Source organism: Proteus sp. fly-1089 (genome assembly GCF_040138965.1).
Classification (GTDB): Bacteria; Pseudomonadota; Gammaproteobacteria; order Enterobacterales; family Enterobacteriaceae; genus Proteus; species Proteus vulgaris_B.
In genome coordinates this window covers 28230-41416 of the sequence record NZ_JBEETS010000008.1, presented here as the reverse complement: position 1 = coordinate 41416, position 13187 = coordinate 28230, and the positions used below count along the sequence as shown (strand labels likewise).

Annotated in this window: 8 protein-coding genes; all 8 read right to left on the bottom strand. The window is 36.1% G+C overall.

Annotated elements, in window-relative coordinates; all coding sequences use genetic code 11:
• Positions 1-227: 227 nt before the first annotated feature.
• The 8 genes from ABN080_RS15645 to ABN080_RS15610 all read right to left on the bottom strand — a co-directional run bounded on the left by ABN080_RS15645 (position 228) and on the right by ABN080_RS15610 (position 12650).
• Positions 228-1256 (bottom strand): family 8 glycosyl hydrolase, encoded by a 1029-nt coding sequence (locus ABN080_RS15645; protein WP_349441475.1) that lies wholly within the window; start codon positions 1254-1256, stop codon positions 228-230.
• 72 nt (positions 1257-1328) lie between these two features.
• Entirely contained in the window at positions 1329-2288 is a 960-nt protein-coding gene (galU, locus tag ABN080_RS15640; RefSeq protein ID WP_072070503.1) for a UTP--glucose-1-phosphate uridylyltransferase GalU, read from the bottom strand.
• Between the two features lie 167 nt (positions 2289-2455).
• Entirely contained in the window at positions 2456-3367 is a 912-nt protein-coding gene (locus ABN080_RS15635; protein ID WP_349441474.1) for a diguanylate cyclase, read from the bottom strand.
• Positions 3368-3406: 39 nt separating this feature from the next.
• Positions 3407-3877, bottom strand: a complete 471-nt coding sequence (bcsD, locus tag ABN080_RS15630) for a cellulose biosynthesis protein BcsD (RefSeq protein WP_349441473.1) — start codon at positions 3875-3877, stop codon at positions 3407-3409.
• 15 nt (positions 3878-3892) lie between these two features.
• A complete protein-coding gene (locus tag ABN080_RS15625; RefSeq protein WP_349441472.1) occupies positions 3893-7594 on the bottom strand; it encodes a cellulose biosynthesis protein BcsC in 3702 nt (1233 codons plus the stop codon).
• A gap of 11 nt (positions 7595-7605) precedes the next feature.
• On the bottom strand, positions 7606-9957 hold the full coding sequence (gene bcsB, locus ABN080_RS15620) for a cellulose biosynthesis cyclic di-GMP-binding regulatory protein BcsB (protein ID WP_349441471.1): 2352 nt from the start codon (positions 9955-9957) through the stop codon (positions 7606-7608).
• Between the two features lie 2 nt (positions 9958-9959).
• Positions 9960-12080 carry a UDP-forming cellulose synthase catalytic subunit gene (gene bcsA / locus ABN080_RS15615; protein WP_349441470.1) on the bottom strand — a complete coding sequence of 707 codons (2121 nt, stop codon included), beginning with the start codon at positions 12078-12080 and terminating at the stop codon, positions 9960-9962.
• A gap of 171 nt (positions 12081-12251) precedes the next feature.
• Positions 12252-12650 (bottom strand): hypothetical protein, encoded by a 399-nt coding sequence (locus tag ABN080_RS15610; protein ID WP_072070509.1) that lies wholly within the window; start codon positions 12648-12650, stop codon positions 12252-12254.
• Positions 12651-13187 lie beyond the last annotated feature (537 nt).

The window sequence follows — 13187 nt, the reverse complement described above, 5'->3', positions numbered from 1 at the left end:
AATTATTCTTAGATCATAGTTTAAAGTTTATTTATTATTTAAAAACATAATGTTATAAATAAATAGAAATAGCAAAAATAAATAACGACCTCGCAAATTAATAGAAATAAATTCAGCAAGTTATATCTTTTTTATTTTTATCCTTATTGTCATAAACAAAATAGATAACTTAATTAACCTGTTAGCTAAAGGTAATTTAAGCTATCTATAATCTTAATTAAAAAGACTTATTGCCCATTCTGAGCAAATGTCGCTAATAAATGTAAAGCGGAAGAGTAATAATCCGTATCTTTACTTAACTCAACATCTTCAATAGGGGTTTTCATTGTTAAATCCCTCACCGCCATCATACCTGGTGTGAGGTTATATTCCGCACGCTCTTGAGCATCAATACTGACCCAAGCAGGGGTTTTATAACGATCAAATTGCTGCCAATACTGCACAAAGGGTTGTAATGCTAATTCATCATGTGCCCAAGCTAAATAAAGCGGAATACGTATTGCATCAAAGCTAAATCGTGCGGGCCATTTTTCACTAGGCTCTATCTTTCCATCAGGATATAAACTCACCCAGTCTGAGGGTAATTGATATTCACCAAAACGCATATTTCTTAGCAAGGATTGGCTATCATTAATTAACGCTTTCCAACGAACATCATTACTTGTACGGTAAAAATCTTTCCATGCTGGAAAAATAAAATAAGATGGATTAATAATAATTTCTTCCGGTGTTTTAAAACCATTAATACCCGGTAGTAATACGGTATAGTTTTTTGTTTTAACTAAGGTATGCTCTAAAATAGCATGCTGAATAGAATCGGAGGCTGAAAGATAACTTTCATCATTCCATTTTTCACCCGCTTTTAATAATGCCCACGCAATTAAAATATCACCGTCAGTTGCATTATTAGGATCAGGGGTATGTTCATTGTTTTCAGGCTCATAACGCCATTTAAACAACCCTAAATCACCTCGATAAAGAGAGGTCGCTGTCCAACGCCACAGCTTATTGAATGTCTCACGATCATCACTCATTACCGCCATCAGCATCCCATAGCCTTGACCTTCTGAGTGCGAGATATTGTTATTGGCACTGTCTATAACACGCCCGTCATCCTTAATATAGCGCTCTTTAAACTGCTGCCATCCGGTTTGAGTGTCTGCTGCCTGTATTGAGGGAGAAACCATAAGCAACAAACCTAAAATAAAAAAGGTAAAAAATAGATAATTACAACGAGATAAGTGCCCAAAAGACATTGCCTTTCTCTCCTGCTATTGCCGACCGTTATCTTATTTCGGTCGGCACATTGCATGTTATTTCAAGGTAACTCAAAAGATAGCAACTATCTTTTGTTCTTCATTAATTTCGTCTTCTTCTATGACTTCTGTTTTGGGTAACAATGTTTTTTCACAAAAATCCTGCATCCAAGAAGCGAATTCTTCTTTTAAAACGGAATTATGTAAACCATATTCAACAAAGGCTTTCATATATCCCAGCTTATTACCACAGTCATGAGATTTACCCACTAAGGTATAAGCTTCAGCCGTTTCTTTTTTCAATAATAAATCAATCGCATCAGTTAACTGAATTTCACCACCAACGCCTGCTGGTAAACCATCCAATAATTCCCAAATAGCTGAAGAGAAAACATAACGACCTACTACAGAAAGATTAGATGGTGCATCTTCTGGATTTGGTTTTTCCACGATACGACGAATAGGTGCCCAATTACCTTGAGGACAGAAAACGCCTTCACAATCTACAACACCATATTGTTGCACTTGGCTCATTGGTACTGGTTCAACCATAATTTGGCTACGTTCAGTTTTTTCAAAACGTTTGATCATTGCTGATAAATTATCATGTTTAGGATCACAATAGTGTGCATTCAATAAAACATCTGGCAGTAAAACAATAAATGGATTATCGCCTATTACAGGACGCGCACAGCAAATAGCGTGACCCAAACCTAATGCATGACCTTGACGAATTTGTACAATTTTGACATTTTCAGGGCAAATTGAACGTACTTCTTCTAATAATTTATTTTTAATACGCTGTTCAAGCATATTTTCTAATTCAAAGCTGGTATCAAAATGATCCGCAATTGAATTTTTAGAAGAGTGAGTGACTAAAATAATTTCCTCAACACCAGCCTGAGCACACTCTTCAACAATATATTGAATTAAAGGGCGGTCAACGATAGGCAGCATTTCTTTAGGAATTGATTTCGTTGCAGGTAACATACGAGTACCTAATCCAGCAACAGGGATAACAGCTTTCATCATAATAAAATCCTCTAATAGATATTTATCTAAAATTAATATTTAGTATTATTTTAAATTACACTTATATTTCATTATAAAAACCAGATACATTTAAAACATATAGTTACCTCTCTTTAATTAAAAAGAGATAATATTATTTCTTATATCTTTATTTAAAAATTTTCTATTTAAAACCCAGAATAAAATCCGTATTTATTACCACCCATTTCTTTTATGGAATAAAGTGTTTCATCTGCAGATTTTAATAATTCAGATAATGTTTTTCCGTCTTTAGGATATTCTGCAATACCTAAGCTAATAGAAGGCGTTAACATATAGTCTGAATTAATATTTATTGGCTTTCCCATTGATTTCCAAAGTGATTCTATTATTTCTAATAGAATCACTGAACAAGAACGTAATCCTTTAGGGAAAAGCACAGCAAACTCATCACCGCCAAGTCGGCCACAATAAACTTCGCTGTTTTCTAATTGTGATAATCGCTTTGATATTTCACACAATACTTTATCACCGGCATGATGCCCAAATTGATCATTAATTGCTTTAAATTTGTCACAATCAATAATACCAAGACAAAATGAAGATGGGTGTGAAATATTTAATCGCTCATTTTCAATTTTTTCAACAATACTTAATCGATTTGATATTCCGGTTAATGAGTCGATATAGCTTTTACTAAATAACTCATTTCTTAACTCTACTTTATCAGTAATATCCAAACTAATAAACACATAATGAGAAATTAAATTATCTTTATCAAATACAGGAATAATACTAATATCTTCCCATACTTCTTGTTGAGATTCATTATTTCTCTTTGCTTCTAATCGATAAACACCTTTATTATCATTATTACCGTTTACACAATAATTGATTTGATTCTTATCAATTAAATAAAATAAGTTGTATTTTTTATCTTTTACATTTTCAAAATGAACGTTATTAAATTCACAATATTTTTCATTAGCATAAACTATAGTGCCATTAATATCAGTTACTAACATCATAAAAACATTATTAGTAAACTGCTTTATTAATAAGCATTTAGAATTATCATCATTAAATATCATTTCATTCATTTTTGACCTCCGATGCTCATCAATAAAGCATATATATTATTATTCAGCTGATGAATTATGTGCATAGCGAAAAATAAAGACATCTTTAGCATCAGTAGATTGACGATGTACTTGCATTTTTGCATTACCGCCTTGATGAGCTAACCACCCCTCATATAACCCCTCTAATACACCAGCACTTGCAACACGCCACTGAACGTCATCTTGGCTTTGCGTAAAATGAGGCCATGCACAGTGCACTAATAAAAGCTCACTCATTGCAGGAGATATGGTGACAAAACCCCATTTGAATAACGTTAATACGCGATTAATATGTGATTCAAGTAATTGAATATTTTCACTTTCTGGTAAAGGGTAGCGTAAGGCAATATCTTTACCAATATTTCTTAATTTACTTTCGGCGGTTGAAATATCATTGTCATTTAATACTTGAAAAAATAATAATTGAGTTAGATCTTGCCAGCCGCTTTCAAAAGGTAATTGTAAGATATCACTGTCATGCTTATTCATTGTTTGTTTCCTTAATTATTTAGACAGAAAGTCTGGAGTATATTTTAGGTGTAACCACATATTATCTTCAGCATAATCACCGGATGTATCATGCGATAAGCTGACACCTAACTCGGTTTCTTTGTTTAAATAATATTTCGCGTCTAAACCTAATCTGTAAGTAATATTTGTTTCGTCTTTTTCTTCATAACGAGATTTAATTCGAGGATCGCTCGCGTTATGTTTATTTAAGGCGTCTTGCATATAACTATGTGTTGGAAAATAATCACTGCCTTTTTGTTTGTAACTTTGTATACCTATCGCGCCATTTAAGGACACCTCACCTTTTTCAAAACGACGGGTATAAGCAACAGGTAATGAGACAGAAATATAATCTTGTGGACTAAAGTAACCACCATGCCCTAATGAGAAGTTATTTTGGTTATTTCTAAAGTTCATATAATCAACATGCACACCGGCTTTCACTTCTTGTTGGTCATCTTTATAGAACTTAGCGTAAGACCCCATCCATGCTTTCACTTCATCATTACTCGCAACACTTTTACCTTCATAGTTATAAAAACCGCCCCCGACATAAGCACCAACTTTGCCATCATCCCAAGCATATTGAGCTTTGGCACCATTACGTGTTACACGACCCCAGCTTTCACCCGTCATAGGATCGGTGCGTCCCATATAAGAAAGTAGACTATCTTTGATGGCTCTGCGCTCTGCAGTCAGTGTTAATTGCCCATTTTGGCCAATTTTAGGTGAATATGTGAGACCACCGACAACCGTTGCCGTATCTTTGCCTAATGGTGTTGAGCCAACATCAAAGCTGACATCCTTGTCAGATAAACGCAGCCCTAATTCAACACCAGAAGCACGTTGGCTACCGGCTTCGTCGGCATTAATTTTGTTTTTCTCGTCATGATTATCGCTATTCTTAGCAAAGCGTTCAGCATGTTGAAGCTGTCCTGTACCAAAGCGATTTGCTCTCTCACCAGAAACTGAGCCACTCGTCATAGAAACTGGAGTTACATTAAATTCCCAGCGGAACTCTTCTCCTGGAACACTTGAAATACTGATTGGTGCAGAAATTTCAGTGACATTAGATAATCCTTTATCACCATTACGATGGCGCACAGCAACACCGCCTTGTACCCACGGTGAAACTTTTTCTTCTAATTCACGGATAGAACGTTGAACAGATGCCATCTCTTTACGTTCATAGATAGAACCTGCTATGGCTGTATTATCGCTCTCTAATGCGCGTAATTGACCCGCAGATGTATTCAATACACGATCATCATTGTTTTGCCATTGTGCACTGCGTAACAAGGTTAAAGCTTTACGGTTTTCACCGTTTAATTGCGCTATTTGCGCTGCTTGTAATAAATAAGCAGGTTGTGAAGAAGACGGAATTTGTTGCAATAGCTGCTGTGCTTTTCGGCCATCTTGTTGCGCTAATGCAACTTCTATTTGAGCTTGGATTAATTTTGTATCTTTTCCTTGCTCTTTTTCCAAATAAGAGAGAATTTTATCCGACTGTTCAGGCATAGATTGCGCTAAATAAACACGGCTTAATGCCATTAATAAATCAGGATCATTAGGGGATGATTTTAACGCGACAACCAATGTGTCATAAGCCGCTTTAATTTCACCTTTTTCACGTAAGTTATCAGCTTGCGCAACTTTGGTAGCTACCTCTAAGCGTTTCTTCTCAACAATTGGTGTTTCTTGTTGCAATGCCGGATCATTAATCACGCTAGATGCTTGTGTATAACGACCTAATTCATTGAGAACATTGATATGACCTGCATAGTTACCTACAGATCCTTTAGTGCCTTTGGCTATATCATTTTCAACTAACTGCAACGCTTCATCGTTTAATCCACTGCTTACCAATCGTTCCGCTAATTCACCTACATCATTTGGATAATCAGCAACTTGGTTAATTAAAGGACGTAAGGTATTACGTACAGCAACTAGATTACCAGCTTGGCGATAATGCTCTGCTTGCGCAAGTTGACGATGAAAACGAGCGCGCTGTAATAACTCTTTTTCAGCTTCTGTCTGTTGGTTATGACTACTTAGCAAATTAAAAACTTTATCCCACTCTTTTTGCTCAACATAAAATAGAGAAGCGACATAATCCGTGTCTCTTGTTTTACGATTTTGCAATTGTGAAATAATATTTTTTGCGCCAGTACTATCACCATCAGCAGCCATTAAACGAGCTAAATCAAGATAAACCCAGTTATTTTGTGGATTTTTACGTTGTGCTTGTGTCAGCAATTGTCTTGCTTGAACACGATTACCATTTTCTAACGCTTTTTGTGCTTCACGACGTAATGTCTCTGAAGGATCTGTATTTGCGGTAAGTTTTTGACGTAAAGAGGCTGATTGTTGAGCCAGTAATTGCTCTGCTTTCGTATTTTGTCCTTCCTGAACCAATAAATAGTAGTAAGCTGAAATGACTTTTTCATTACGACTATTTTGTTGATAAAGACTGGCTAATAATTGGTGCGCAGCAGGTAAATTACCTTGTTTACGTAATAAATCAGCTTGTAGCAAATTAGCGGATAATCCTTTCTCACCTGATGCGCCCGTTAAAGGGGCTAATTTATCAAGTGCCTGTTGAATATTTCCTTGTTTAGCACGTTGTTGCGCATCACGTAGTTGTGCATAGAAACCAGCATCTTCCGCTTGTTGCTTCCATTTACTGCCCTGCTCGCCACCTGATTTTGCTGCTTGATTTAATAAGCGCTGACCTGTTGCTAAATCACCCGAACGTAATGCGGTATAACCTAACCCTGCTAATGCTTGCGCATCATTATTATCTGCTGCTAATGCTTGTTTAAAATAACCTTCAGCTTCTTTCAATTTGCCTTTATTTAAAGCGGTATAACCAGCTTGACGTGCATTACCTTGAATAGCACCTTGGTAATGCTCTGCAACTGCTTTATCATTCGGATTTGCTTGTAAATAGGTTTTATATAACACCTCATCATCAGGGCGGACATTCAGCCATAACAGTGCTTGGCGAAGGCCTTTTTTTGCTGACTCATCGCCTGAAACATTACCTAAAATTGTTATCCCTTCACGACGAGTTTCTTCGTTATAAGTTAGCGTCAGCCCTAACGCTCTTTGTGTTTCTTTATTATCAGGCATTAATGCAGCTCGTTGTTTTAGCCCTGAAATGGCTTGTGGCAACATTGCAGGCACACCAGCCATAGTCTGATAATATTCTAATGCCAGTGTTTCTGGTGGCTCACTACTAACAAATAAACGTTGATACGCTTTTATCGCTTCTTCATGCTGCCCTTTCTTTGCCAATTCCCTGGCATAACCTAATTGTTGATCACTAAATTGTGATGATCGGATGTTCTTTAATCCTTCAATACGCGGATCTTGCGGTGCGACTTGTGCAAGTTTTTCCCGCCAATAGGTCGCTTGCTTTTCATTCCCTTGCTGTGCTGTAAAGAACGCCATTAAATATAAAGCGTCTTGGTTATTACTTTCCATAATCAACACTTTTTGCAGTGCTTCTACTGCACGCGTATCATGCGCTCTACCGTGCCAATAATTAGCTTGTTCAATAAGAGAGCTTACAATATTTGGATCAGTAGCTGTTGTATTTACATCATTCGCCGTGGCTTGTACTTGGCTTGAAGCGCCTAAAATACAACCTGCATAAATAACTTTAACGATGATGTTAAGTGCGTGGTTTTTCATCCCATATACTCCTATTTACCTGAACGATGCTGTGATATCTGATGTAAACGACGAGTTGAACGACGTTGTAACCAGTAATAAGTCACTAAGCCCGTCAACGCACAAAAACCAACAGCTAAAAGACCAAGCAAATACACATGCCTAGAGCTATACCAAAGAAATTGTTGTAATAAAGGTAAGTCACCTTGAGAGAAGTGTTCGCCTAAATGGAAACTTCTTACTGTGTCTTTACCACTAATCAGAGTGATGTCGCCTTTAATGGCTGCATTTATTTCAGCTAAATTTAAATCGTTGATAATGGTCTTTATCGAATCATTACCTTTAGCAGTTACTAATACGACAACTCTATCGCTCGCCCAAGGTGAGATAAAACTCACCATGCCACGCCAATTGTTCACGGAAGAGAGATAATTAGCTGCATCACCACTTTGAGATAAATAATCACCCGCAATCCAGCCTTTCGCTTTTTCAAGCAATGACTGTGACTTGATCTCGATATTTTTATTTAAAAAAGAGAATGCCTGTTGTGAAAAACGAGCGGGTAAAAAACCGTCACTGCTTAATGAGCCAATTGCTAATATATCTTGTTGAGAAAGGTTATTTTTCTCTAGCGCTTTAGCCCCTAAGAAAACAGAAGTATGAGAAACCGGTGTGCCCGTGGAATAACCTGATCTCGCCATTAAATTGACTAAGGTATAAAGCTCTTCTGTTGTCGGATTTTCAGGTAATAGCAGTGTGGTTTGTGAAAAATCAGCACGGCGACTAAATGGGAATGAAGCCCCTGAAAAATACGCCAAGTTCGGCATTCTTGAATAGTGCCAAGTATTTTTAAATTGTAGCGTTGATTGCGGATCAATTTGGCTAATCAAGCTACTACCATCCGTTAAAATACAAGGAGAATCATCCGGCTCACGTAAATCAAAATAAAACTGCAATTGATTTTGACTATAAATTTGACGAGGGTTTAAATAGAGGGTGCTATTTTGCTGTTCACTCTCCATACCTAACCATTGTCTTAACATGCCTAAAGGCTCTGAACGTGCTGGATATAGCGCACCTAAGAATTGATTATTCAAAGAAGCAATCAATGAAGAACGACGGCTATTGAGCTTATCTGAATGAGGGAAAACATATTTCAATTCTAAAGGTAACGCATCACCATCCCACCAAAAAAGATCGGGTGAGACACGAAATGAAAACTGATTCGGCGCATGGTTAATACCTTGACGCGAGAAATCATCGCTACCATTAGCAATTTGACCCAATGTGACCGGTTTATTGGTATTCAACCAACGTGGTGCATCGTAATCATTTCGCACAGCCAATGTTTGAGAAGGCACAACTAAGTGATCGTTTTGTGGCAATTTACCGTTATTTAGCGCCCATACTGCTTGGCGTAATGATTTCTCATTATCACCACTGATCAGTAATAATTTGAAAACTGGATCAACGGGGTTATCAACAATCGTTAATTGCCCACTATTTCCTGAAGGTAAAGTAATACCTGCAATAGTTTGTCCTGAGTAACCAACTAAAATACCGTCACTTTCAGGTAATTGGTTCATTAGAACTGGTAAATCAACTTGCTTAATATCATGACTAAAACTACCAAACCATGATGCTGCAATCGCTGCTGTTGTTACCTCTGCATCGTCAGGTTTATCAGACAATATGATAGGTAACGAGGTCGCTGTCATTCTGTCGGGATCAAAGAACGGTAGGGGCAATCGTTCCAGACTGTACCCGCCATTAATCCAGCGACCTCGATAATCTAATGATGAATCAGGTGAAATAACGAGACTAAGCCCTTCAGCTAATGGTGGTGTGCATTGATTTTCATCTAATGCATCACGACTTGCTAAACGGAAACTTAGATTATTCACATTCGTCAACATCATTTCGGGGATTTCTAAAACATACTCATGCTCTTGCCCACCTTCTTCTAACGGCAGAAATCCCATAGGTTGACCATTTAACATTAAATGAAGTGTTTGATCTGATTGAACTAATCCTTGAGATGCTTTCACTTTCATTGTTAGTGTGGCGCTATCAATAAATAAATCATTCGCCATATTAAAAGTCACACCAGAAAGTAGTCTTCTTCCTGATAATACGATAGGCGATGGGTTTCCCATCTGTGCCAACGTTAATTGCTCTTCGATATTACGAGCTTCTGATAATGCTACATCTCCCATTTGGATAGGATTATTGGCATTTTGTTGCACTGGTGATTGAGTATAAGAAGTTGGGTCAGGCAAAATTTCACCGCCGAGTTCTAACATACCTGTCGCAGCTTGAGATAAGTTAATACTCGCAATCGCCATAGCAGTCAGGCTTAGCATTAATGTCAGTTTCTTTTTCATGCTTAGTCATCTCCGTTAATAGATTGCACAGAGAGTGAAGTTTTTGCTTTGGTTCTTGTTGCCACTGGTTTTACTTTTTGACGACGACCAAAGAACAATTCAAAAATACAACGCGTAATACCTGCCAATTCTTTAAAAGGTTTATCTTTGTAATCCGTTTGATGGATCCATGCATCTGCACGACCAAAGATAATGCGCACTAATTTACGGCGAACATTTAAATTGATAGGTAAGAATTCAAGGCGTAATTGATTGTTTTCTAAACTAACCATTTCAGCAGGAACTGAAACCTCATCACGTTGAACATTTAAAGTGATTGATGTGACATTGCGTTGGCGTAGTTCCGCCATTTTATTCACTGCGATACGAACTCCACCCATTGAAATATCTTCAGTGGTAGTACTTAATTCCGCACCATCATCAAAATGCAATGTAATAGGAAGAGAGGCTTTAATTCGAGTATGTTTACGAATTTGGCGAGTCTCTTTACCGACAGCAATCGATGCAAGAATGATAAATAAGCTGTAAGTTGCCCAAGTCAGGTTTAAAACAATAACCAGGGGATCAATACCTTGGAAATCGTTTAATAAATAACGAATAACGACCCATGAAATACCTGTGATTAAAAGGAGAGCAGTAATAATCAAAGGGCGTACAGTGAGGTAATCCATATAGCTTTTATCTAGTAAATCACCTTTATCTGTTACGTTGAATTTACCTAATTTTGGTGAAACTAAGCTGAGTAGCGTAGGTAAAACCAAGCTAAAAGCCATAACAGTTTCATAAATTTCACCCCAGAAAGAATAACGATATTTACCGATATTTTTTGAGTTTACATAAACCGACATGATTAAATGTGGCAATGCATAGGCGAATATCATGCTGGCAGATGAAGCAATAATATTGAGGTTAAATAACATAAACAGTAACGGCGCAGTCAAAAAGATAATGCGAGGCAAACCGTACTGAAAATGGAGCATGGCATTGAGATAACATAGGCGCTGAGGAAATGTTAAACCACAGCCTAACATTGGATTATCAACGCGGAATATTTGTGTCATTCCTCTCGCCCAACGAATACGTTGGTTAACATGTAATGCTAAACGTTCTGTTGCAAGACCTGCGGCTAAAGGAATATCAATAAATGCAGAGTTCCAACCTAGACGCTGTAATTTCAGTGCTGTGTGGGCATCTTCTGTTACTGTTTCAACGGCAATACCACCGATTTCTTCAAGCGCACTACGACGCATAACCGCACATGAGCCACAGAAGAATGTCGCATTCCAGTTGTCATTACCACGCTGTACTGGGCCATAGAAAAGTGCGCCTTCATGTGGTGCATCTTTAGCTGCACTTAAATTACGTTCAAATGGATCTGAAGAATAAAAATAGTGTGGTGTTTGAATAAGCGCTAATTTAGGATCTTCAAGGAAGCTACCGACCGTTGCTTGCAAGAAAATACGTGTTGAAATATGGTCACAATCGAAAACGCAAATTAGTTCACCATCAGTTAATCCCATTGCGTGATTTAAATTACCTGCTTTGGCATGATCATGAACTTCACGTTCAATATAAGTTACGCCCACGTCACCAGCGAATTGTTTAAACTCTTCACGACTACCATCATCTAGGATATACACTTTCATTTTATCTTGAGGGTAATCGATAGCCTGTGCGGCTAAAACCGTATCACGTACCACATCTAAGCTTTCATTATATGTTGGTATATAAATATCAACGGTTGGCCATTGAGAAATATCTTTAGGTAAAGGAGCTATTTTTCTATTTAATGGCCATGATGTTTGGAAATATCCTAAGACCAAAATAATCCAAGAATAAATCTCAGCCATAAATAAGCCACTACCTAAAACAGCTTCAATAGTTGTATTAAAATTAAGGGTATTCGTTGCACGCCAGTAAAGATAACGTGTTGACATCAACAACGATATAAAAACCATTGTTAACAATCGTTTTTTTGATTTTTTAAAGCCGATAACAAATAACAACAATATATTGATAATACCGAATATATATTGTTGTTCGGCACTCATTGGCATAACAATAAGTGAAAACATTGTTATCAATAAGAAAGCCGTAATTAATGTTTTAAATATTTTATTCATAAACCCATACCTTTGTCATCGCCATAGATCTTTTCTTAAGACAAAGGTTGCCCGTCGATATAAATAGATATCGAAAAGAAATAAACCTAGCTTAAAAAATAAAATAACAATGGCTAAAAATTGACACCAGTCAATATTATTTATTTATACAAAGAGTGTTACTTACTTGAATTAAACAGAGGCAATAAATGACAATATATCTTTTAATGATATATTTTCATGTGCATGAACTCTATCTGTTTCTTTGCTATCAAATATTTTATTATCTGCTAACAAATTTTTCTTACTCTTAATTAAATTGTCTTTCTTTGCTTTAACAACTAAAGCATCCTGGTGATAAGAAGGAGTTGGCGAAACAGTAATAGGTTGTTTTAGTTCGTTTTTCACAGAAAGTGAAGTTTCTGAAAACGTATTATTACTTAAATTACTAATTTTATTATTATCTTTATTACTTATAATTATTGGTTCTATTTTATTATCAACATCTTGTGTTACAGAGGAAGAAAACTCTTGAAAAGCAAAAGCATCCTCCTGAAACTTATCTTTTAAATTACTTATATCATCATACATAGTGTGGCCCCTTTAATAACAGCACTTAAAATCTTGTTCAATAAATTGATGCTCATACAAAATAAGAGTGTGTGATCCTTAGAGATAAAATTAAAATAAGTTTAAATATATATTAAATCCACATTTAAACTCTTATTAAACTATCAATTAATGAACATCAGCTATGTAGGGTAAATTAATCTTATAAATACTGACTTTTTTAATTTCAAATAAACACCATCTAATTTAGAGCAATGATTATTTAATTTAAATTGTATAATTATTTCAATCAAAAATACAACATCAAAAAAAGCGTAAAAATTTAAGCTTTACTCATTTTCACTTCCAAAAAATTGGTATTTTTACTTAATTTAGTATTTATTGTTATCATCAAAAATAGCGTCTTTTTTACCCAAAAGAACACGATTAAAAACCAGATAATAACTAGTATTAACTAATAACAATTTGTATAAATTTTATAAAAATAAAATTCTAAAATAATCATTAAGTAATATTATTTACTCTAAAAACTAAAGAACCTTTCAAGATCAAATTAAA